The following is a 22330-nucleotide window of genomic DNA, read 5'->3' as shown; positions in this document are numbered from 1 at the left end:
GGATCGGGCGGAAAACCTGCCTGGTCCCCGTTCCTGCCGCGCTGCTCAGCCTTCGCTAATGTCCCGCGCTTCTGCCGGGATTGCGACGGTCAGCCCGTCCAGTTCCTCTTCCAGCACGATCTGGCAGGCCAAGCGGCTGGTCGGGCGCACGCCATAGGCCAGGTCCAGCATGTCCTCCTCTTCCTCGCTGGCATCTGGCAGGGCCGCGAACCAGTCCCTCTCCACGATGACATGGCAGGTCGAACAGGCCATCTGGCCTTCGCAGGTTCCCTCCAGCGGCATTCCTGCATCCTGCGCCACTGTAAGGAGCACATCGCCTTCGGCCGCTTCGGCCTCGACCAGCTCGCCCTGCGGGGTTTCGAACGTCACTTTCATTGCAATACCCCTTGCGAGCGTGCCGCATCGTTGATCTGCTTCGCCGCGGTTTCGAGATCGTCCATCGTCGTATATCGGCCGAAACCGAGGCGTATCGAATTTTTCGCCTGCTTGTCCGACAGGCCGATAGCCTTGAGCACATGGCTCGGCCGGCCCGATCCGCTGGCACAGGCGGAGCCTGCCGAGAACATGACCGTGCGGCATTCCGACATCAGGCGGTTCACGTCCAGCCCCTTGCGCCGGATATTGAGGTTGCCGTGGTACCGTGCTTCCTCGCTGCCATTGATGTCCCAGCCATCGAACAGGTCGCGCGCCCGGTTCCACAGCTTCTTCACGTGGTCCATGTCGGCGGACATGCGCTCCTTCGCCTCGTGCGCTGCCGCGCCGAAACCGGCGCACAGTGCAGGGCTGAGCGTACCGGAACGCAGGCCGCTTTCCTGCCCGCCACCGGTCTGTACCTCGTCCAGGTCCAGCCCGTTTCGTATCCAGAGCGCACCGATCCCCTTGGGCCCGTGCAGCTTGTGTGCGCTGACCGCGATCATGTCGGCGCCTGTTACTTCCATCTTCCCGAAGGCCTGCACCGCATCGCACAGATAGAGGGCGTTGCTCTCCTTCGCCTTGCGGTGCCAGTCGACCGTGGGCTGGATCGTCCCGATCTCGTTATTCACCTGCATCACCGCGACCAGCCGCGTGTCGGCCGGCAGGTCCTGCTTCGTATTGCACTGCCCGTTCTTCGCGACATTGAGCTCGTGACACTTGCCGAGCGACCTCGCAGTGTCGAGTACGGCCGCGTGCTCGATTGCGGAGACGGATATCGCGCACTCGCCACCATCACCGCCGCCCCGGTGCGACCGTGTGCCTCTCATCGCAAGGTTGACCGCCTCGGTCGCGCCGCTGGTGAAAATCACCTTGCCGCCCGCCGGGAACAGCGCCGCGACACGGTCTCGAGCGAGTTCGATGGCGGCTGCCGCCTGCCGTCCCATCCGGTGCGGACTGTGGGGATTGCCGAAGCCTGCGCCGTCCGGCCCGTCCAGCCAGCGCAGCATGGCATCCCGCGCTTCGGGTGCGAGCGGCGTCGTTGCCTGGTAATCGAGATATATCATGCGGTGTCCGGTCGTTCAGGGCATTGTCGTAGGGGGCGTGGTCACGAAGGGGCCGGGTCTTTCAGCCCTTTGCCAAATCAAGCCATACCTCGCAGAAGCGTTCCAAGTCGGCGCGCGTGGTGTTCGAGCCGAAACTGACGCGGATGGTGTTGGCAGCGACCCCTGGGTCGACCTGCATCGCCTCCAGCACGCGGCTCGTCTTCATCGTGCCGGAAGAGCAGGCACTGCCCTGCGACACGGCGATACCCGCCATGTCGAACCGCATGACCTGCGCCGAAGCGCTCATCCCCGGCATCGCAATGGCCCGAATATAGGGCGTGGGATCGGACAGTGCCTGCGAAAGCATGGTCCCGCCCGCCGCCGCGCAGTCCCCGGCGAACCGTTCCAGGGGTTCCAGCACGTCTGCCGCCACGTAAGGCTCGCCAGCAGCCTCCAGCGCGGCAGCCATCCCGAGCGCACCGGGCAGGTTCTCCGTTCCTCGGCGATAGCCGCGCTCGTGACCGCCGCTCGGCTCGAGCATGGCGTAGTCCTTCACCAGCAAGGCTCCGATACCGACGGGACCGCCGAACTTGTGCGCGGACACGATCGCCATGTCGCATGGCGGCAGTGCGAATTTGCCTGCGCCCTGCGCGCAATCGGTCAGCAGCAGGCCGCCCGCTTCCCCCACGATGCGTGAGATTTCGCGCAGGTCCTGTGCGTTGCCGGTCTCGGAATTGACCTGCTGGACCGCAACCAGCGGCGTCTCCCGCTGGACGGCCTCGGCAAGATTATCGATGTCGACGGCGCCATCGCCGCTTACCGGAAGCTGTTCTGCGTCAGGGGCAGCCTGCAGGATGCAATCGTGTTCCACCACGCTGACGAGGCGCGCACCTGCCTTGGCACGGCCCAGCGCAAGAGCGGCCGCCTCACTTGCGCCGCTGGTAAAGATGCACTCGCCCTGCCAGCCGAGCGCTGCCTTCGTCCGGTCCCGCGCATCTTCCAGCAGGCGCCGCGCGCTGCGCCCTTCCGCATGGGGACTGGAAGGATTGGCCCATTGCCCCAGACCGTCCTCGACCGCCATTCGCGCTTCGGGACGCAGGGGACTGGTTGCGGCATGGTCGAGATAGATACGATCGGAAATGACGACGGCTGCCTATGGTTAGCGCAATTGCGAAATGGCGTTTTGTCCCTATATAGCGCCCGTCCCCCTTGCGTCACCAGCGTGCGTTACTTGCGGGCTTAATTCCAGACTAGGTATTTGCATCCATGCCGTCAGTGATCTTTCCCGGCCCCGAAGGCCGTCTCGAAGGCCGTTTCTCCCCCCCGCCGCGTCCGCGCGCGCCTGTTGCCATGATCCTGCATCCGCACCCCGAGGGTGGCGGCACCATGAACGAACAGATCACGCAGCGCCTGTACAAGACGTTCGTCGATCGCGGCTTTGCGACCTTGCGTTTCAATTTCCGCGGGGTCGGTCGCAGCCAGGGCAGTTTCGACAACGGTATCGGCGAATTGTCCGACGCTGCTGCCGCTCTCGACTGGGTGCAGTCGATCCATGAAGAAGCGCAGGTGACATGGGTCGCCGGTGTCAGCTTCGGAGCGCTCATCGGAATGCAATTGCTGATGCGCCGCCCGGAGATTCGCGGCTTCCTGTCGATTGCCGCACCGGCAAGCATGTACGATTTCTCGTTCCTTGCGCCCTGCCCCGCCAGCGGCATCTTCGTGCATGGCGCGCAGGACACCGTCGTTCCGCCACCTGCGGTCGGCAAGCTGGTCGAGAAGCTGCGCACCCAGAAGCACATCACGATTCATCACGAGGAAATCCCGCGCGCAAACCACTTCTTCGAGAACGAACAGGCCGAACTGATGGCGTCGGTCGACAACTATCTCGATTTCCGGCTGGATCCGTCCTGCCCGATCAAGTGACGCGCTGAAGCGCAGTCATTGCCGCGAAGGCATGAAAGGCGGCCCTCCACGGGGCCGCCTTTTTCATTGCGAGCTGCAAGGTTCACTGACGTTCATTGCCAAGGTCTTCTTATGAAACGCAATTCCTGTTGCCTCGAAATCGTAATGTTGTAACATTCAGTTTCTTGGGTGTCAGAAGCGGGAAGAACCCACCAGCCGTCAGCAAGCGAGAGGAGAGAGCAATGTCCTACGTGAACCAACCCACTTCGGCCCGGCAAACCACGGCCATCAGCGGTGTGGTCATCGTCCATGCAGCCATCGGACTGGCGCTGGTCACCGGGCTGGCCACGAATTTCGTGCCGCAGGCTGACGACGAGCCGCTGATTGTCGACGACCTTCCGCTGCCGCCGCCGCCGCCGCGTGAAAAACCGCAGCCGCGCGACGAGACCCCGGCACTGCCCGAGTCGGAACGCTACGTGCCGGAGGCGCCCATCAATATCCCCGCACCGCGGCCCGATGTCAGTTCCACCAATATCGTGCCCCTGCCCCGGCCCGCGCCCATCCCGGCCCCCGCACCGGCACCCGTTCCGCAGCCAGCGCCTTCATTCGCCCCTGCACCGACGCCTTCGCCAACATTCGACGCAGTCGCCACGCGGCCGACCAACGACCAGTCGCAATGGATCACGACGCAGGATTACCGCAGCAGCTGGATCAGGCGCGGTTACGAAGGCACCGCCGGCTTCCGCCTCGACGTTGCGGCCAACGGCCGTGTGACCGGATGCACGATTACCAGGTCGACCGGTCACGCTGCGCTCGACGAGGCGACCTGCGATCTCGCCACCCGCAGGGCCCGCTTCGAGGCCGCTCGCGATACGTCCGGGCAGAAGACTGCGGGTTCGTTTACCAGCGCCGTTCGCTGGCAAATCCCGGACTGAGCCGGACTGGAATATCGTGACGGAAGGTGCGGCCCGGCGTTCAGGCGTCCGGCGCCGCATCATCCTGCAAAGCGCCCTCGCCCGCTGCGCGGTCCGCCGGCGAAATGCCATCGCCTGCGGGGACGGTCCAGATCAGGACGTTTGCAAGGAGCACGAGCGCCGCCACGATCATCAGCCCCGCCTGCTTCCGGACCCCGCGACGCCAGAGAAGAACCGCACCGACGGCAAGCGCAAAGACACCCAGCATGGCAATCGACAAGAATACGCTGGCCACGGGGCATCTCCTGAGATCGAATATGCATTTCCCGGCCGCCTGTCGCGGAACGAACCGGCTTTCGAAACGCTGATTAGAGGAACGCGCGGCAATCCGCCGCAAGGCTCTTTCAGGGAGAATATTTATGGGTATTTTCAGTTCGATCAAGAACGCGATCTTCGGCGATGACGACAAGAAGGCGGAGACTGCGCCCACTACGCCCACCACGGCGCCACCGCGTCCCGCTGCCACGCCCAGCACCCCTGCCCAGACATCGGCCCGCGTCGATGTGGTGAATGTGGAAAACCGTTTCGATTCCATGCCAGGTGCCGACCGGCTGAACTGGCGCACTTCCATCGTCGACTTGCTGAAGCTGATCGGCGTCGACCCGAGCTACGAAAACCGCAAGGCGCTCGCCACGGAGCTAGGGCGCGAGGATTATTCGGGCAGCGCGGAAGACAATGTCTGGCTGCACCGCAAGACGATGCAGGAACTGTCGCGCAATGGCGGCAAGGTTCCGGCAGAGTTTCTCGACTGATCCTTCAGTCGATTGACACGGGACCTGCTGCGGGGCCACCCTGCGCAGCATGAACCGGAAAACATACGACATTACGCGGCGCCAGGCCCTTTCCGGCCTTGGCGCCGCTGTCACGCTTGCCGCAATTCCCGCCTGCTCGCGGAGCATGGTCGCGGCCGATACCGTGCCGCTCGCAGGCAGCGGCGATGCGATGGCCAAGGCGTTGCTCGAACAGGTGGGCTATAATTTGCTGAAGCACGAGCCGGAGCGCGCGACCGTGCTCGGCCTCGATACCGGCCAGTATGCCGGGCTCAGGAGCCGGTTGGAGGACCAGTCGCCGGCCGGGCAGCAGGCCTTTGCCGATACGCTGCGATCCGACCTTGCGACCATCCACGCGTTCCCGAAGGAAAGCCTGGGCGCGGAGGAGCGCACGAATCTGGAAGTCGTGGAAAGCGGATACGAGCTGGCGCTCGACGGGTTTGCCCTTCCCTATGGCGATACGCCCGTCGGCAGCTGGCGCACCGCCCCATACGTCGTGATCCAGAATGTCGGGACCTATCTCGACATGCCGCGCTTCATGGATTCGACTCACCCGCTGAAGACGGCGCAGGACGCCGATGCCTATCTGGCACGGCTGGAGCAGCTACCGTCCGTACTGGACGGAGAGCGGCAGCGCATGGAGTCCGCTCGGGGCCTCGGTGTCGTGCCGCCCGATTTCCTGCTGGCGAAAGCGGATTCGCAATTGAGCCGGACCTTGGGCGATGCCGTTTCGGGGGAATTGTTCGCATCGCAGATGCGGATGACCCTTCGCGAGAACGGGCTGCCGGAACGCTACGCCGACGATACAGAAACTTTGATCCGCGGACCGGTGTCAGAGGCGCTGGAACGCCAGCTTGCCGAACTGCGGATCGAAGCGCGGGAGGCAACCGGCGATCCCGGGATGCGCGAACGCCCCCATGGCGAGGAATGGTACGCGTGGGCCCTGCGCTCCAGCACCACGACGCGCCTGTCGGCAGATGATATTCACCGCCAGGGACTGGCCGAACTGGAAGAACTCCATGCCCTCATGGATCCCATCCTGCGCGAAATCGGATACACCACCGGCACCGTGGGAGAGCGGATGCAGGGCCTTTCCCGCGACCCGCGCTACCAGTTTGCGCCAGGCGATCCCGGTAGGGCCGAGATCATGGCGTTCATCGAGGAGCGGATCGACTGGATCCGCGGCCAGATGCCGCGCGCCTTCAACATACTGGTCGATCCCAATCTGGAAGTGAAGCGCCTGCCGCTGGCAGAAGAACCGGGGGCACCCGGTGCCTATGGCGGGGCGGGCAGCAAGGACGGGACCATACCGGGTCGCATGTGGATCAATTTGCGAACCACCGACCTGCATCGCAAATACGACCTTGCCGACCTGACCTATCACGAGACGATCCCCGGCCATGTGTGGGAGGGCGAATATTCCAACCGCCTGCCACTGATCCGGTCCATCCTCGCCTTCAATCCCTTCAGCGAAGGCTGGGCCCTTTACGGCGAGCAACTGGCAGACGAGCTGGGCGCTTACGACGATTTCAAGGTCGGGCGCCTCGGCTATCTGCAATCGCTCGCCTTCCGGGCGTGCCGCATGGTCGTCGATACCGGTCTGCATTCCAAGGGCTGGAGCCGGCAGCGCGCGGTGGATTTCTTCGTCCAGCGGAACGGTTCGAAGGCAGAGGAAGTCGCCAGCGAAGTCGACCGCTATTGCAGCTGGCCCGGACAGGCCACGGGGTACAAGCTGGGCCACAGCCAGATCGTGGCGCAGCGCGCACGGGCGGAGGCGGAACTCGGCGATGCCTACGACGTGAAGGCGTTCAACGACGCCGTCATCCTGGGCGGAAATGCACCGCTCGACGTGATGGCAAAGAATGTCGAGCGCTATATCGATAATACTCGCAGCAACTGATCCAGCCTCTGCACTGGAAAAACCGTTCTTCCTCCAGTATCCTGTCATCAAACGGCTAAATATCGGGGGCAATCTTGCGTATTCTGGCCGCGGTCATCGCTGCATTCACTCTGGCCGTGCCTGCACGGGCCGAATGGTACGAAGCGTCGAGCGAACATTTCGTCGTCTATGCCGATGACAAGGCAGAGGATGTCGAAGAGTTCACGGTCATGCTCGAACGCTATCACGCGGCGCTCGAATTCCTGACCGGGCGCGACATTGCGACGCCCAGCCCTTCGAACCGGGTTACCATCTTCGCTGTCGGTAACCAGCGAAAAATCGCCAAGCTTGCGACGGGCAAGAGCAGCGCGAATATCGCCGGGTTCTACATCCCCCGCGCAGGGGCCAGCCGTGCCTTCGTGCAGGATATTCGCATCAGCCACCGCGAGACGCGCTTCTCGATGACGGTTCTGCTGCACGAATACGCCCATCATTTCCTGATCGGGGCGTCGCGTTTTTCGATGCCCGCCTGGCTTCGCGAAGGGTCGGCGGAATTCTTCGCCTCGGCCCGATTTCCGAAGGATGGTTCCGTCCATATCGGGCGACCCGCCTATCACCGCGCAGGCGATTTCGCCTATTCCGTCGATTACAGCGTCCGCGAATTGCTGGACCCGCGCACCAATCCCAATAATGGCGGTTTCTACGCGTGGTCGTGGGCGCTCTATCACCATCTGAATTTTGCCGATGGACGAGCGGGACAATTGTCGGCCTATTGGCGCGCGCTTGCAGGCGGCGCGAACCCTTACCGCGCCGCCGAGGAAGCGTTCGGCGATCTCGACGTACTGCAGAGCGAACTGAATGCGTCGCGCAAGAAGCGAATGGCCTCGTTCTACAATCTCAAGCCCGGTTCCCTGCCGATCGGGCCGGTCACGATCCGCCGTGTCAGCGAAGGTCACGCAGAAGTGCTGCCGCTGGTCATCCAGTCCCAGCGCGGGGTCGACAGGGAGGAAGCACTGGAACTGCTGCCAGAGATACAGGCGGTCGCCGCAGCCTATCCCGGCGACCCCTGGGTGCTGTCTGCGCTGGCGGAAGCAGAGCATGATGCCGGCAATTACGATGCCTCCATCGCGGCAGCGGACAAGGCGATCGCAAACAATCCAGCGATCAGGAATGCCTATGTCCAGAAGGGATATTCGATGTTCGCGCTGGCAAGCGATGCCGAGGCCGATGCAATGGACGCCGCCTACGCCGATGCGATGCAGCCGTTCTCGGCGCTCAATGCGCTGGAAAACGACCATCCCCTGCCGCTGATCTTCTACTACCGCAGCTATACCGACCGGGGCGAGAGCCCCAGCGAACTGGCACGCACGGCTCTGGAACAAGCCGCCGCACTCGCCCCCTTCGACCAGGGATTGTGGTTGCAGACTGCCATCATGCAGGGCCGCGAAGGCAAGGTCGAGCTGGCCGGGCTCAGCCTCGCGCCCATCGCGACGGACCCCCATGGCGGCAAGCGCGCAAAAGCCGTGTCCATGGTGATCGCCGAACTCGAAAACCGGACCGAAGGCGAGCCTGTCGATATTCCGGAAATGATCGACGCGGCTTACGACATCATGGGCGGAAGCGTTTCGGCGCAGGTCGCCAGCGACGACTGACAACCCGCGGCCCGGCAGCAACGCGGCGTCAGACCGTAGCTATTTTGCAGCGGCGGATGTATCGTTTCGCCCATGGAAAATTTCGGTGAAGACCTGGAGACGCTGAAGCGCGTCCCATTGTCCGATGCGCATGTCGCGATGATCTGCGATATCGGCACGGAAGTGACCTATGCACGCGGGGACATGGTGGCAAAGGTCGGCGATGTGCTGGACCGCTTCGTCTATGTCGTCGAAGGTGAGATCGAGGTCGTCGATCCCTATTCGGGCGAACGCATGATCAATGCCTCGCTCGGCCCGACGCAGTTCATGGGCGAACTTTCCTTCCTCAATGCGGGTGCCATCTTCCTGCCGATGCGCGCTGCAAAGGAGACGCGCACGATCGAGGTGCCTCGCCTCGAAATGCTGGAGTTGATGGGCCGCGTGCCCGAATTGTCGGATCACGTCATCACGGTGTTCGCCGCGCGCAGGCGCCGCCAGTTCGAGGCGCGCAACAGTTCAATCAAGATCATCGGGGCCGACCGCGACAGTGCCGTGCGCAATGTCGAGCAATTCCTGTCACGCAACCGCATCCCCTTCCAGAGCTTCGATCTGGACGGGTCGGACGAGGAAACCGTGGGCGTTTGCAATCTGGCCGGACACGAACCGTCGGTCATATTCGCCAAGGACGAAATCCTGGACGATCCGACGCCGCGCAAGATCGCGCAGCGCCTCAATCTCGATCTCGATGTGTGCCGGGAGACGCTTTACGACATCCTGATCGTGGGCGGCGGGCCTGCCGGCGTTGCGGCTGCCGTCTATGCCGGAAGCGAAGGGCTTTGCGCGCTCGTCATCGAAGACACTGCCATCGGCGGGCAGGCGGGCACGTCGAGCCGGATCGAGAACTTCATGGGCTTCCCCACCGGGATCAGCGGCACGGACCTCGTCTATCGCGGACAGATACAGGCGCTGAAATTCGGCACGCGCTTTGCCATGCCGCGGCGGGTCGAGGGGCTCAAGCGCCGGGCGGACGGCACGTTCTGCGCGGCCCTCGACGACGGGGACATCGTCTGCGCGAAGGCCGTGCTGGTCAGCACCGGCGTCCAATACCGCCGGCTGACCCTGGACAGGCTCGAGGAACTGGAAGGTGGCGGCGTCTTCTACGCGGCGACCGAGATGGAGGCCCGGTTCTGCCGCAATACGGAGGCCGTGGTGGTCGGAGGCGGCAATTCTGCGGGACAGGCCGCGATGCATCTCAGCCGTACGGCCAAGCACCTGCACATCGTCGTGCGCGGCGATTCCCTTGCCGCATCGATGTCGAGCTATCTCAGCCAGCGGCTGGAGGCGGACCCCAGGATCACGATCCATTACAATACCGAAGTCACGGCCTTGCGCGGCGACGACTGGCTGGAAGGCGTCACCCTCAGCGGACCCGATGGAGACCGGGACATGGAGACGTCCGCCCTGTTCATCATGATCGGGGCGGCGCCCAACACACAGTGGCTGAGCGATCTGGCCGAGGTAGACGAGCGCGGATTCGTCCAGACCGGCGAGAATGCCGGACGTTCCTCGCAATATGAAACGTCCTGCGACGGTATCTATGCCGTTGGCGACGTGCGCGCGGGGTCCGTCAAGCGGGTCGCCAGTGCCGTCGGAGAAGGCTCGGTCGTGATTTCGGAAATCTGGAACTATCTCGCGCGGCGCGAGCAGGAAGAGGCGGAGGCGAACCCGCCCCCGCCGGAAAAAAGCGCTGCCTAGCGGCGTGCAAGATTCCCGATAATCGAACCGAGTATTCCGCCGAGCGCCCCGCCACCGGCTCCGCCGCCGACGCTACCGCCGATACCCCCGGTGCCGGTTGCTCCGGTGGCCTGCTTCGCCATGTAACCCGCCACGGCCATTGCGAGTATCGGCAGCATCTTTTTCAGGACCCCTTCGTCGATCCCGGTCATGCTGGCGACTTCGCCGGCGACCGAACGGCTCACATCCTTGTTGCCGAAGATCGTGCCGAGGATGTCGTTGCCGTTCCGCGTCGGCGTCGGCTCCTTGCCGAGGACAGCGTCCAGCATACCGCCGCCGCCGCCGCCGAGGATAGCTCCTGCCAACCCGCCAAGACCGGACGAACCGGCGGAGGTTCGCCCCATACCGGCCACAATGGCCGGCAGAAGCGCACCTGCGCCGACTCGCGCGGTCTGTTCATCGATACCCAGTTCGCCCGCCATGCTGTCGATGACGCCCGATTGCTGAAGGATCTGTGCAAGGCTCATGTCTTCTCTCCCCGAAAAGTGAATGTCGGGGTTGGAAACGGGCGGACGCCTATTTCTTTCCGAAGAATTTGCCGGCCATCCCTGCGATGTCGTTGAGCGGATTTCCGTCGCCATCCCGGTCCAGCATCCCGAGGATGCCGCTGGCAGCGGGGTTGTCTTTCAAAGTGTCGGCATACTGGCCGAGCGAACCCTCGCCGCCGATCTGCTCCACGATATTGCTGAGCGTGTCCTGGTCGAGGCCGGTCTTGGCCGCGGCGCCTTCGACCGTGTCGCCTTCCTCGCCGTGCGCCTGCCCAAGCGCGGCGATGGCCTTTTCCGCCATGGCGGGATCGAGGCCCAGTTTTTCCGCCATGTTGGCGACGTCGGCATGCTGGCCCATCTGACCCATGATCGTATCGAAAATTCCCACCTTTTCCTCCTTCGGTTCAAGCGACCCGTTCCGCAATCTAGAGCGACCGGCCGATTGCGCAAGAAAAAGGCCCCGCCGGTGCTCGAACACCGGCGAGGCCTTCCCTCTCCAACTGTAAAACCGGTGTCAGGCGGCGGCAGGCGCAGCCTTGCGAACGCCTTCGTCGACATGCGCGGCGAAGGGTTCGAAATTGTCCACGAACAGATGAACCAGCTTCTGCGCGGTGCGGTCGTATTCTTCCGGATCGGACCAGGTCGAACGCGGATCGAGGATGCCGTCATCGACACCTTCCACGCTGACCGGCACGTCGAAGCCGAAATTGGGGTCCTTGCGGAACTCGGCATCGTTCAGGCTGCCGTCGAGCGCGGCGTTCAGCAGCGCGCGGGTCGCCTTGATCGGCATGCGGTTGCCGGTACCGTACTTGCCGCCCGTCCAGCCGGTATTGACCAGCCAGCACTGCGCGCCGCCATCGGCGATGCGCTTCTTCAGGAGGTTGCCGTAGACGCTCGGGTGACGCGGCATGAAGGGTGCGCCGAAGCAGGTGCTGAACGTTGCCTCCGGCTCGGTCACGCCGATTTCGGTCCCGGCGACCTTCGCGGTGTAGCCCGACAGGAAGTGGTACATTGCCTGGTCGGGCGTCAGCCGCGCGATCGGGGGCAGCACGCCGAACGCATCGGCCGTCAGCATGATGACGTTGCTGGGCGGCGGGCCCATATTGTCTTCGCTGGTATTGGGGATGCTGCTCAGCGGATAGGCGCCGCGCGTGTTTTCGGCCAACGAGTTGTCGTCGAGGTCGATCTCACCGTTTTCGTCCATCACTACGTTTTCGAGGACTGTGCCCTCCATCTGCGTGGTGGCGTAGATTTCCGGCTCGGCCTCGGGATCGAGACGGATCATCTTGGCGTAGCAACCGCCTTCGAAATTGAAGACAGCGGTGTCGGACCAGCCATGCTCGTCATCGCCGATCAGCGTGCGGCTGGCATCCGCCGACAGGGTCGTCTTGCCGGTACCGGAAAGGCCGAAGAACACGGCCGTCTTGCCGTCGGGCCCGATATTGGCCGAACAATGCATCGGCATCACGCCCTTGGGCGGCAGCAGGTAGTTGAGGATGCCGAAGACGCTCTTCTTCATCTCGCCGGCATATTGCGTGCCGCCGATCAGGACGAGCTTCTCTTCGAGGTTGACCGCGATCACCGTCTCGCTGCGCGTCCCGTGCCGCTCAGGATCGGCCTTGAAGTCGGGCAGGTCGATGATCGTGTATTCCGGCACGAAACCGCCCAGCTCCGCCTCGGTCGGTCGGCACAGCAGCGTGCGGATGAACTGGTTGTGCCAGGCGAACTGGTTGATCACCCGCACCTTCACCCGGTGTTCCGGCTGCGAACCGCCGAACAGGTCGGCGACATAGAGCGTGTCGCGCTTCGCCACGGCGTCCATGAAATCGGCCTTCAGCGCGGCAAAATGCTCGGGCTGCATGGAGGCGTTGTTGTCCCACCACACCGTGTCTTCCGTCTCGCCGTTGCGGACGATGAACTTGTCCTTCGCGCTGCGGCCGGTGTGCTTGCCCGTTTCCACGACCAGCGGACCGTTTTTCGCACGCTTGCCCTCGCCATTGTCGAGTGCTGCCTGCGTCAGTTCTTCCGACGTCAGGTTGACATGAATGGTGGCATCGGTCGCGATGCCCTGGTCGGCGAGTGAATGGGAAAGCGGCACGCTCACGCTCGAAGTCTCCTGAACCTGAATGTGGCCGGATTGACGCCCGGACCATGGCTGCGCCTGCCGGTGTGCATAGGTATGCGCGGGCGCTTTGGAAAGCGCATAGGGACAGGAAGCTGCAAGGTCAAACGCGGCGCGCAAACTTCACGCCGGGAAGATGCGGTGATGCGTTGTCTTGGCGGCGGCCAGTCGCTACTTCCTTGGTCATGGCAAGCGAGCAGGACCTCCCCGAAAGCATCGGCGGACATTCGAACGGCGTGACCGGCGCGGAACCGGCGGGTCCGGAAACGAGGGGGCCGGCCGGCGGCCGCGTCATCGCTCTGGTCGACGATGATCGCAATATCCTGACCACCGTATCTATCGCTCTTCAGTCGGAAGGCTACGCGACCCGCGTCTATTCCGACGGAGAAAACGCGCTCAAGGCCCTGCTCGAGAACCCGCCAGACCTTGCCGTATTCGATATCAAGATGCCGCGCATGGACGGGATGGAATTGCTGCGCCGGCTGCGCGAACATTCGCGCCTGCCGGTCATCTTCCTGACCAGCAAGGACGACGAGCGGGACGAGGAAGCGGGCCTGCAAATGGGCGCGGACGATTACATCGCAAAGCCGTTCAGTCTGCGCCTCCTGCTTGCCCGTATCCGCGTCATCCTGCGTCGGAGCGGGGCGACCGACGGTCCGCTGGCCGACACGCCGGAAGAAACCCCGCAGACGCGCGAGACGATACAGCGCGGGCGCCTGACAATGGATCCGGCGCGCCATCACGTGACATGGGACGGCCAGCCCGTTTCCCTGACCGTAACCGAGTTCCTGATCCTGATGGCGCTGGCCGTGCGGCCCGGCGTCATCAAGAGCCGCAACCAGTTGATGGATGCCGCCTACCCGGACGACATCTTCGTCGACGACCGGACCGTGGACAGCCACATCAAGCGGATGCGACGCAAATTCCGCAAGGTCGATGCGGAATTTTCCGCGATCGAAACACTCTACGGCGCAGGCTACAGCTTCGCCGATGGGTAGCCTTGTCCATGGCTGAGACGGCGCCCGTGCAGTCTTCCCTGAAATCGCGGCTCCCGGTCGATCCGTCCCGCGCCCTCGACCGGATGAGCCTGTTCGACCGCGTGTCGCTGACTGCGCGAATCCTGGCGGTCAACATCCTGCCGCTTGCCCTGCTGGGCGGGGGTATCTTCTATCTCGATTCGTATCGCGCCCAGCTGTTGGACGAACGGTACAAGCTGGCGCGAATAGAGGCGCAGATCACCGCGGAGGCCCTGGCGGGCGCCACGCGGGAGAGGCAGGAAGCGCTGCTGATCCAGATCGGCAAGGAACAGGACATGCGCTTGCGAATGTTCGATTCGGAAGGCTTGCTGTGGGCCGACAGTTTCGAGCTGGACGAACCGCGCTTCACGCTGGACGATCCGGCAGACGATGAATTCGGACTGCGCTTCGCCCGCTGGCTTGACCGGATGGTAGACACCGTGGTCAGCGCGGAGCCAGTTCCCGACTATATCGAGCCCGAAGCCACCACTGCGGAACCCTGGCCCGAGCTCGTTCGCGCCCGGGAACAGGGCGTCAGCCAGATCGTACTGCGCGACGCGCCGGACGGAACGCCGGTCATCACCGCCGCGGCTCCTGTCGGCCTGAACGGGGCGACACTGCTGACGACCCGCAATGCCATAGACATCACCGAATCGGTTCGCGCCGCCCGCTCCACGCTCGGCATCGGGGTTGCCCTCACCCTGCTCGCCTCGATCCTGTTGTCGCTGTTCCTCGCCCGGACCATCGTGAAGCCCCTCCAGACCCTGTCGCGCGCAGCCAGCAGGGTCCGCCTCGGGCGCGAGCGCGACGTGGAAGTGCCTCGGCTGCCCGAACGGCGGGACGAGATCGGCCTGCTCGCCCGCTCCGTTTCCGACATGACCGAGGCGCTTCGCCAGCGTATCGACGCGACCGAGCATTTCGCCGCCGATGTGGCGCACGAGATCAAGAACCCGCTCGCTTCCCTGCGCAGCGCGGTCGATTCGCTGACCACGGTGCAGGATGCGGAATTGCGGGGCCAGCTTCTCGACATTGCGAGCCACGATGTTCGCCGCATCGATCGCCTGGTGACGGAAATTTCCGACGCCAGCCGCGTCGATGCCGAGATCTCGCGCGCCGTGTTCGAAACCTTCGATTTGGCCGAATTGGCAGAGAACATCATCGTCACCCGCGAAGACCGCGAGCTCAATCGTGGTCACGAGATCATCCTGACAAAGCCGGCCAGCCCCAGCTTCGTTCGCGGGGTTCCGATCCGGATGGAACGCGTGGTGGAAAACCTGCTCGACAACGCAGTATCCTTCTCCCCTCCCGGCGGGGTGATCGAAGTCACTTTGTCACACGTGGACGATTGCATCGCCCTGACCGTGGCCGACCAGGGACCCGGTATCCCTGCCACCGAGCGCGAGAAGGTGTTCCGGCGCTTCCACTCCGTGCGGCCGGACGAAGAGGATTTCGGGAACCACAGCGGTCTTGGCCTGGCGATCGGACGCACCATTACAGAGGCCCATGGCGGTTCGCTCGAGGTGAGCGACCGGGAAGACGGTCAGCAGGGCGCATGCCTGACCATCTTCCTGCCCGAAGCGCCAACCGGCGACGCGAGACGATGATGCACGGGTGCGTCCCTTGCTGATGCAGGCAAGCGCCGTGGCCATAAGGCAGCGTGCGGTCGTGATCACGGGGAAACCGGGCAGCGGAAAATCCTCGCTCGCTTTTGCCCTCATCGACCGCGGCGCAAAATTGATCGGCGACGATGGTGTAGCGCTGCGCCTCGATGCGGATGCGCTGCTTGCTTCTCCCCCACCCAATATCGAGGGCTTGCTGGAATTGCGCGGGGTGGGCCTGCTTACCTTTCCCGTCACACAGGCCCCGGTCTCCCTGCTGGTGGAACTGGGCACGGAAGGCGAGCGGTTCCCCGAGACACTGCCCCGGCGGGAAATGCTGGGCATAGCCATCCCGGTCATGCAGCTTGGGCGCACCGACTGGACGTCGGCCTTGCGGATCGAGCAGGCGCTCGCGATGCACGGACTTGCATAAGCGGTCCCGTATGCCGGTGGTCGAACGAGCGCGCTGGTCGATTGCCCCTTCCCCTCGAACCGCAAATACGCGAACGCCCCAGACCTGATGGCAGCCGAGTCGCCCTCTTCTCCCGCGCAAGGACCGCAGCGCGTCCTGCTGGTCACCGGCATGTCCGGAGCCGGGAAGACCACGGCACTCAACGTGCTGGAAGATCTCGGCTGGGAGGCGATCGACAACTTTCCCGTCCGCCTGCTTGACCGCTTGGTGAGCGAGGCGGACGACGGGGCCGACCATCCCCCGCTCGCCATCGGATTCGACTCGCGAACGCGCGGCTTCGTGCCTTCCGACATCATCGCGCAGGTCAAACGCCTCGCCGAACGCAGCGATCTCGATATCGCGACCCTGTTCATCGACTGCGCAAGCGGCGAGCTGGAGCGCCGTTATAACGAGACGCGTCGGCGGCATCCCATGGCGCAGGGGCGTTCCGCGCGCGACGGCATCCTGTCGGAACGCGAACTGCTCGCCCCGCTCAGGCGCTGGGCCGACGTCCTGATCGACACGACGGACCTTGCGACCAACGAACTGCAGCAGACCGTGCGCGAACGGTTCGAAGGTTCGACGCCGCAATCCCTCCATGTGACGGTCAGCAGCTTCGGATACTCCAAGGGGATGCCGCCCCTTGCCGACCTGGTCTTCGACATGCGGTTCCTCGACAATCCGCATTGGGAGGCGGACCTGCGCGAACAGACGGGCCTCGACCGGCCGGTGGCGGATTACATCGCCGCGCAGCCTGCCTTCGCGGAAAGTTTCGTCCGCATAAGCGACCTCGTGCTGGACCTGTTGCCGCGATACGAGGCGCAAGGGCGCGCCTATCTGCACATTGCCTTCGGCTGCACCGGCGGGCGACATCGCAGTGTCTATACCGCCCAGACGATGGCGCAGGTCTTGCGCGGGGCGGGTTTTTCGCCCACGGTCATCCACCGGAACATGCAGTCGCGCGCCGCGGATCAGGTGGAACAGGCGCCGGGCTGACAGCATCGCATCTTCCGTTGCAGACCGGCCGCAATACGAGTGAATCGCACCTCCCCATGATCGGACTTATCCTGGTAACCCATGGCCACCTAGCCGAGCAGTTCGTGGAAGCGATGGAACACGTCGTCGGCCCGCAGGACGCGGTGGAGACGATCTGCATCGGTCCCGACGACGATGTGGAGCAGCGGCGGCAGGAAATCGCCGACGCCATCGGCCGCGTCGATACCGGCAGCGGCACGATCGTGCTGACCGACCTGTTCGGCGGCACACCATCGAACCTTGCGATTTCGCTGCTCGACACGGGCCGCGTGGAAGTGATTGCGGGCATCAACCTGCCCATGCTGATCCGCCTTGCCGGTGCTCGCAAAACAATGACCGTGAAGGAGGCCTGCGTCGCGGCGCAGGAGGCTGGTCGCAATTACATCACGGTGGCGAGCGAATTTCTCGGCCACGACGAGACTCCGCCTTCCAAGAAAGCGTCATGAGCGAAGCGAACGCTCCCCTCCGGCGGCAGGTCGTCATCGTCAACCAGCGCGGCCTCCATGCCCGCGCAAGTGCGAAGCTGGTCGGCGTGGTGGCAGAGCTGCCGGACGGCGTCGATGTCCGCGTGGCCAAGGACGGGAACGAGGCATCGGGCGGCTCGATACTCGGCCTGATGATGCTGGGCGCGGCGAAGGGCGACACGATCGAGGTCATCGTCGCGGGCGATAATGCCGAGACCGTGCTGGAGCAGGTGTGCCTGCTGGTCGAAGACGGCTTCGGCGAGGAGTAGTCCGTGCCCGCCCCTGCCGAGCGCCGCCAGATAACCGGCTTCTCGAACCCTACCGTAAAATTCATCCGGTCGCTGCGCGAGAAGAAGCATCGCAGGCGCGAGGGCAAGCTGCTGGCCGAGGGGCTGCGGCTGCTGACCGATGCGCGCGAGGCGGGTCACGTTCCGGAAATACTGGTCCTTTCCACCCAGCGCGATCCGCACCCCCTGCTGGCGGACCTCGAAGCGTCTGTCGCGGCGGCAGGCGGCGAGGTAATCGAGACCACGCCCGACATCCTGTCCAAGATCACCGGCAAGTCCAATCCCCAAGGCGTCGCGGGCGTGCTGGCAGAGTGGGACACGTCGCTGGACGCGATTGACCGCACCTCCGCCGATATCTGGCTGGTGGCGCAGGCGCTGCGCGACCCGGGCAATCTCGGCACCATGCTGCGGACGGGCGATGCCATCGGCGCAGGCGGACTGATCCTGATCGACGACTGCGCCGATCCTTTCAGCGTGGAGGCCGTGCGCGCCAGCATGGGCGCGGTTTTCACCCAGGGACTGGTGCAGGCGCGGTGGGAGGATTTCCTTCCCTGGCTGCGTGCAGGCGAAGGCCAGCTGGTCGCGGCATCCCTGCGCGATGCCGTGCCCTATCGCGGCGCCCCCTATGCGTCGCCGTGCTTCGTCATGGTCGGCAACGAATCGCAGGGCTTGCCGGAGTCTTACGAGGCGGAATGCGACCTGCGGGTGACGATGCCGATGAAAGGCCGCGCAGACAGCCTGAATGCAGCGGTCGCGGCGGCCGTGCTGGGATATGAGGTGCTGGACGCGCTGGAACGCGGATGAAGTTGACGAAGTTGACAGGGCCGCGTCGACGGTATTCTCGAAAAATCATTATATCTTGGACGGTTAGTCCGGTTTGCGAAGTTGACACTTCCTGCGCGGAAAAAAGAAAAGTCGCGGAGCTACAGGCTGGCGATGAGAAAGAGCAGGCCATCCGCCCTATCGATCGCGCGGCCTGTAGGACACCGAAATCCGCCCTTGAACCACGAACGACTTATTCGGCGGCATCCTGCGCAAGACCGTCGCCATCGTCCTCGCTGAAATTGGCAAGGCGGCGGGGTTGACGGCCGATGGGCAGTGCCTCGGGCAAATCCTTTGCCGACGTGTCGATGCTCAGTTCCTCGAACCGTTCGCCCGTCCGGCGCAGATTAGTATCGAACGATCCGACCAAAGAGTCGAAACTGCTGTTCGCCTTGCCAAGATCGCGTCGCAGATTGGACAGATGACGCGCCACAACACCCAGCCTGTCATAGAGTTCCTTCCCCAGCTTCGCGATTTCCTGCGCGTCCGCCTGAACGCCTGCCTGCCGCCAGACGGTCGCCACGGTCATGGCGATCGACATGAAATTGAGCGGCGAGGAAAGGACCACGTTCTGGCGCAGCGCATAGTCGAGCAGTCCGTCATCCTGCGTCATCGCGGCATACAACACGTGCTCGCCCGGTACGAACATGACGACGAAATCGGCAGAGCCCTCCAGATGGTCCTGATACCGCTTGGCCGATAGCGCCTGAATATGGCCGCGCAGTTCGCGCGCGTGCTTGCGCAGCAATTCGTGTCGCTGTTCCTCGGTCTCCGCCTCGTTCGCTTCCTTGTACGTGTTGAAGACGTTCTTCACGTCGACGATCAGCTTTCGCCCGCCGGGAATATTGATGACAGCATCGGGCCGCAGGTCCCGGCCCTCGTCGTCCTTGATACCGACCTCGCGCTTGAAATCGGTGCGCGCGCTCAGGCCGCAGCTCTCCAGCAGGTTTTCCAGCTGCAATTCACCCCAGTCGCCCCGCGCCTTGGTCGCGCCCTTCAGCGTTGTGGTAATCTTGTGCGCGCCCTCGACCACGCGTTCCTGCCCGGCGCGGACTTCGCCGATCACGCCCTGCAACTGGTGATAGGCCTCGGCGCGGTTCTTCTCGATCTCGTCGATCCGCTTGCGATAACGGTCCAGCGTCTCGCCCACCGGACCGACCTTCTTTTCCAGTTCGGCAAGGCTTTCCTTGTTGAGATTGGCGAGATGCGACTGTGCACCTTCCATGAACTTGGACCGTGCGCCTTCCAGCATCTTCTCGCCGATCTCGTTGAACTTTGCCTGCAGCTTTTCCTCCGCTTCGACCAGGCGGCCGAGTTCGCGTTCGAAATGCTTCTCGCGCTCGGCATAGCGGTCCTCCAGCGCCTTCTCGCGCGCCGCGGCCCCGCTCTTGAGCGTATCGAGTTCCGAGGCGAGTGCGGCCTTCTCCCGCCGCAGCCGGTCCGCCGCCTCCTCATTCACCGTACGCAGCTCGCGCATCTCGCGCTCCAGCGGTTCGACCCGCGCGGCCTGCTGGCGGACGCCTTCGAGTTCCGAGCGAAGCGTTTCCCGGTCGCCACGCGCCATATCCAGCTGCTCTGCGAGGGCGTCGGCGCGGGCGGCCCGGTCGCTCATCGTCGCAAGCTCGGGCGTCATGCGGGACACTTTTTCCGCCAGGTCCTTTGCTTCCGCATCCCGCTCCGCATGGCGCGCACGCCAGTCCGCGACGGGGCGCGATCCCGCGAACCAGCCAAAAGCGCCCCCGGCAAGCAGGGCAATGAAGACGAAAATGATTGTAGTCATATCCATGTCCAGAACATAGCTGGAACGAAACCGTCCGCCAAGCGCATTCGCGGAACATTCCCCGGCCCCGTTCGCTCAAGCTTGCAAAGGAGATAAACGAATGTCGATCAAGGAAATGATCCAGGACCACCCCGCAGTCGGCGGCGACTACACAGAGGCGCTGGGCGAAGCGGTGAAGCACGCCATGTATGGCGCGGCCATCATGAATTCCTGCGCCGACGCCTGCCTCGCAGAAGAGAACGCGTCCGAACGCGCGGAATGCATCCGCCGGTGCCTCGACGCGTCGGATGCGTGCACCGCGTTCTACCGCATGGGCAGCCGCCGCACCGGCGGGAACGTGAAGGCGATCAAGGCGCAGGGCGCAGCCACCATCGTTGCGGTCGAACAGTGCCACGAGCTCTGCAAGATGCATGACGACGCGCACTGCAAGCGCTGCACGACCATGTGCGAGGAAGTGATCGCCGACGTGCAGAAGGCTCTCAAGGAAATGGATAGCTCCGACAGCTGAGGCTGTTCTCAGGCTACAAACAAAAAGCCCCGCCGGTGAGCGGGGCTTTTTCGTTTAATGGGCTACAAATCACGCCGCCTTGCGCAGCTTGTCCAGTTTCTTGAGCGCCATCTGCCGTTTGAGGCGGCTGAGGTGGTCGATGAACAGGATACCCTCGAGGTGATCCATCTCGTGCTGGATGCACGTGGCGAGCAGGCCGTCGAGTTTCTCGGTATGCTCCTTGCCCTCTAGGTCCTGGTACCGGACGGTGCAGGTCTTGGGCCGGTCGACATCGGCGTAGATTTCGGGGACCGAGAGGCAGCCTTCCTGATAGGTGCCCAGTTCCTCGTCGGGATGGAGGATGACCGGGTTCACGAATACGCGCGGATCCTTCTTGACCGGGTAATGCTTGTGCGCGCCCTGCCCGTCGCCATGGTCGTGGCCGCATTCCTCCGGCTCTGCATCCATGTCGGGTTCCTGCAGGTCGATCACCAGCACGCGTTTGGGCACGCCGACCTGGATGGCGGCGAGGCCGATGCCGGGCGCATCGTACATCGTCTCGAACATGTCATCGACCAGCGTTTTCAGCTCGTCGTTGAACTCGGTGACGGGGGTCGAGACGGTTTTCAGCCGGGGGTCCGGCACTTCGAGGATTTCGCGGATAGCCATAGGCCTTATTTAGGGGCTTGAAGCCTTGCAAACAAGCGCGTGTTTCCGATTGCGCTGATCGGCAATCGAGCACCAACCTTACACCGGTCGCCTTGCCCGCAAGGCCTGGGCCAGCGTGCCTTCGTCGAGATAATCGAGTTCCCCGCCGACCGGCAGGCCGTGGGCAAGCTGCGTCACGCGGACGGGGAAATCCTCCAGCCGCTCGGCCAGGTAATGCGCCGTCGTCTGCCCTTCCAGCGTGGCGTTCATGGCGAGCACGATCTCGTCCACCCCGCCCGCCTCGACCCGGGCCATCAGCGTGTCGATGGCGAGATCTTCGGGCCGCACCCCGTCTAGCGCCGACAGCTTGCCGCCCAGCACGTGATAGGTCCCGGTGAATAGCCGCGCGCGGTCCAGCGCCCAGAGGTCGGACACGTCCTCCACCACGCAGATTGCCTTCGCATCGCGGCGCGGATCGGCGCAGATGCCGCATGGCGCCTGCGTGTCGACATTGCCGCAGACCGGGCATTCGACCAGCGTTTCGCGCACGGCGGCCAGCGCGTCCTGCAATTGCGGCAGAGCCTTATCCCGGTTCTTCACCAGCCACAGGACGGCGCGGCGCGCACTGCGCGGGCCGAGGCCGGGCAGACGGGCCAGCGCGCTGCTGAGGGTTTCGATCTCTTGCGATGCCATGGGGTGACAGATAGGGGCATGGCTTCGCAACA

General features: G+C 64.0%; 24 protein-coding genes. 14 read left to right on the top strand and 10 right to left on the bottom strand.

Going from position 1 to position 22330, the window contains the following annotated elements:
• Positions 1-45: 45 nt before the first annotated feature.
• The 3 genes from PF049_05990 to PF049_05980 all read right to left on the bottom strand — a co-directional run bounded on the left by PF049_05990 (position 46) and on the right by PF049_05980 (position 2586).
• The gene (locus tag PF049_05990; GenBank protein ID WBY17690.1) at positions 46-375 is read right to left on the bottom strand and encodes a 2Fe-2S iron-sulfur cluster-binding protein; all 330 of its coding nucleotides are present in this window, start codon (positions 373-375) and stop codon (positions 46-48) included.
• Positions 372-1478, bottom strand: a complete 1107-nt coding sequence (locus tag PF049_05985; GenBank protein WBY17689.1) for a cysteine desulfurase family protein — start codon at positions 1476-1478, stop codon at positions 372-374. The genes PF049_05990 and PF049_05985 overlap by 4 nt, the downstream gene beginning before the upstream one ends.
• 61 nt (positions 1479-1539) lie before the next feature.
• Positions 1540-2586, bottom strand: a complete 1047-nt coding sequence (locus tag PF049_05980; protein ID WBY17861.1) for an aminotransferase class V-fold PLP-dependent enzyme — start codon at positions 2584-2586, stop codon at positions 1540-1542.
• 137 nt (positions 2587-2723) lie between these two features.
• Between PF049_05980 and PF049_05975 the strand changes: the two genes are divergently transcribed.
• Positions 2724-3380: an alpha/beta hydrolase gene (locus PF049_05975; protein ID WBY17688.1), complete on the top strand. Its 657-nt coding sequence runs from the start codon at positions 2724-2726 to the stop codon at positions 3378-3380.
• A 221-nt stretch (positions 3381-3601) separates the two neighbouring features.
• Positions 3602-4294, top strand: a complete 693-nt coding sequence (locus tag PF049_05970) for a TonB family protein (protein ID WBY17687.1) — start codon at positions 3602-3604, stop codon at positions 4292-4294.
• A gap of 40 nt (positions 4295-4334) precedes the next feature.
• Here PF049_05970 and PF049_05965 read toward each other — a convergent pair whose 3' ends face one another.
• Positions 4335-4568 carry a hypothetical protein gene (locus PF049_05965; protein ID WBY17686.1) on the bottom strand — a complete coding sequence of 78 codons (234 nt, stop codon included), beginning with the start codon at positions 4566-4568 and terminating at the stop codon, positions 4335-4337.
• Between the two features lie 124 nt (positions 4569-4692).
• Here PF049_05965 and PF049_05960 point away from each other — a divergent pair, with 124 nt between their 5' ends.
• The 4 genes from PF049_05960 to PF049_05945 all read left to right on the top strand — a co-directional run bounded on the left by PF049_05960 (position 4693) and on the right by PF049_05945 (position 10368).
• Positions 4693-5085, top strand: coding sequence for a DUF3597 domain-containing protein (locus PF049_05960; GenBank protein ID WBY17685.1), 393 nt, complete (start codon positions 4693-4695; stop codon positions 5083-5085).
• Positions 5086-5134: 49 nt separating this feature from the next.
• Positions 5135-7003, top strand: a complete 1869-nt coding sequence (locus tag PF049_05955) for a DUF885 domain-containing protein (protein WBY17684.1) — start codon at positions 5135-5137, stop codon at positions 7001-7003.
• A gap of 74 nt (positions 7004-7077) precedes the next feature.
• Positions 7078-8634, top strand: coding sequence for a hypothetical protein (locus PF049_05950; GenBank protein WBY17683.1), 1557 nt, complete (start codon positions 7078-7080; stop codon positions 8632-8634).
• A 72-nt stretch (positions 8635-8706) separates the two neighbouring features.
• On the top strand, positions 8707-10368 hold the full coding sequence (locus tag PF049_05945) for an FAD-dependent oxidoreductase (GenBank protein ID WBY17682.1): 1662 nt from the start codon (positions 8707-8709) through the stop codon (positions 10366-10368).
• Here the strand turns inward: PF049_05945 and PF049_05940 are convergent.
• The 3 genes from PF049_05940 to PF049_05930 all read right to left on the bottom strand — a co-directional run bounded on the left by PF049_05940 (position 10365) and on the right by PF049_05930 (position 12999).
• On the bottom strand, positions 10365-10874 hold the full coding sequence (locus PF049_05940) for a DUF937 domain-containing protein (protein ID WBY17681.1): 510 nt from the start codon (positions 10872-10874) through the stop codon (positions 10365-10367). The two genes, PF049_05945 and PF049_05940, sit on opposite strands and share 4 nt — an antisense overlap.
• Positions 10875-10923: 49 nt before the next feature.
• Positions 10924-11283: a hypothetical protein gene (locus PF049_05935; protein ID WBY17680.1), complete on the bottom strand. Its 360-nt coding sequence runs from the start codon at positions 11281-11283 to the stop codon at positions 10924-10926.
• A gap of 126 nt (positions 11284-11409) precedes the next feature.
• On the bottom strand, positions 11410-12999 hold the full coding sequence (locus PF049_05930) for a phosphoenolpyruvate carboxykinase (protein ID WBY17679.1): 1590 nt from the start codon (positions 12997-12999) through the stop codon (positions 11410-11412).
• A 203-nt stretch (positions 13000-13202) separates the two neighbouring features.
• On the opposite strand from PF049_05930, the gene PF049_05925 reads away from it, so the two are divergent.
• The 7 genes from PF049_05925 to PF049_05895 all read left to right on the top strand — a co-directional run bounded on the left by PF049_05925 (position 13203) and on the right by PF049_05895 (position 18672).
• Positions 13203-14015 (top strand): response regulator transcription factor, encoded by an 813-nt coding sequence (locus tag PF049_05925; GenBank protein WBY17678.1) that lies wholly within the window; start codon positions 13203-13205, stop codon positions 14013-14015.
• A gap of 83 nt (positions 14016-14098) precedes the next feature.
• Positions 14099-15637 carry an ATP-binding protein gene (locus PF049_05920; GenBank protein WBY17860.1) on the top strand — a complete coding sequence of 513 codons (1539 nt, stop codon included), beginning with the start codon at positions 14099-14101 and terminating at the stop codon, positions 15635-15637.
• 37 nt (positions 15638-15674) lie between these two features.
• Positions 15675-16064 carry a serine kinase gene (locus PF049_05915; GenBank protein ID WBY17677.1) on the top strand — a complete coding sequence of 130 codons (390 nt, stop codon included), beginning with the start codon at positions 15675-15677 and terminating at the stop codon, positions 16062-16064.
• Positions 16065-16151: 87 nt separating this feature from the next.
• Positions 16152-17078 carry an RNase adapter RapZ gene (gene rapZ / locus PF049_05910; GenBank protein ID WBY17676.1) on the top strand — a complete coding sequence of 309 codons (927 nt, stop codon included), beginning with the start codon at positions 16152-16154 and terminating at the stop codon, positions 17076-17078.
• Between the two features lie 56 nt (positions 17079-17134).
• Positions 17135-17563 carry a PTS sugar transporter subunit IIA gene (locus PF049_05905; protein WBY17675.1) on the top strand — a complete coding sequence of 143 codons (429 nt, stop codon included), beginning with the start codon at positions 17135-17137 and terminating at the stop codon, positions 17561-17563.
• Positions 17560-17850, top strand: coding sequence for an HPr family phosphocarrier protein (locus PF049_05900; protein WBY17674.1), 291 nt, complete (start codon positions 17560-17562; stop codon positions 17848-17850). Before PF049_05905 ends, PF049_05900 begins: the two co-directional genes overlap by 4 nt.
• Before the next feature lie 3 nt (positions 17851-17853).
• Positions 17854-18672 carry an RNA methyltransferase gene (locus PF049_05895; GenBank protein ID WBY17673.1) on the top strand — a complete coding sequence of 273 codons (819 nt, stop codon included), beginning with the start codon at positions 17854-17856 and terminating at the stop codon, positions 18670-18672.
• A gap of 211 nt (positions 18673-18883) precedes the next feature.
• Here the strand turns inward: PF049_05895 and rmuC are convergent, their stop codons facing one another.
• Entirely contained in the window at positions 18884-20476 is a 1593-nt protein-coding gene (gene rmuC, locus PF049_05890; protein ID WBY17672.1) for a DNA recombination protein RmuC, read from the bottom strand.
• A 94-nt stretch (positions 20477-20570) separates the two neighbouring features.
• Here rmuC and PF049_05885 point away from each other — a divergent pair, with 94 nt between their 5' ends.
• Positions 20571-20978 (top strand): four-helix bundle copper-binding protein, encoded by a 408-nt coding sequence (locus tag PF049_05885; GenBank protein ID WBY17671.1) that lies wholly within the window; start codon positions 20571-20573, stop codon positions 20976-20978.
• Positions 20979-21047: 69 nt separating this feature from the next.
• Here the strand turns inward: PF049_05885 and def are convergent, their stop codons facing one another.
• Together def and recR are read right to left on the bottom strand one after the other, a co-directional pair.
• Complete coding sequence (gene def / locus PF049_05880) at positions 21048-21626, bottom strand: peptide deformylase (protein ID WBY17670.1); 579 nt, start codon at positions 21624-21626, stop codon at positions 21048-21050.
• A 78-nt stretch (positions 21627-21704) separates the two neighbouring features.
• Positions 21705-22298: a recombination mediator RecR gene (gene recR / locus PF049_05875; GenBank protein WBY17669.1), complete on the bottom strand. Its 594-nt coding sequence runs from the start codon at positions 22296-22298 to the stop codon at positions 21705-21707.
• Positions 22299-22330: the final 32 nt, after the last annotated feature.

The organism is Erythrobacteraceae bacterium WH01K (assembly GCA_027941995.1).
In the GTDB taxonomy this organism is placed as follows: domain Bacteria; phylum Pseudomonadota; class Alphaproteobacteria; order Sphingomonadales; family Sphingomonadaceae; genus CAJXSN01.
Note: the sequence above shows the minus strand (reverse complement) of the source record. Positions and strands in the feature narration are given on the sequence as shown.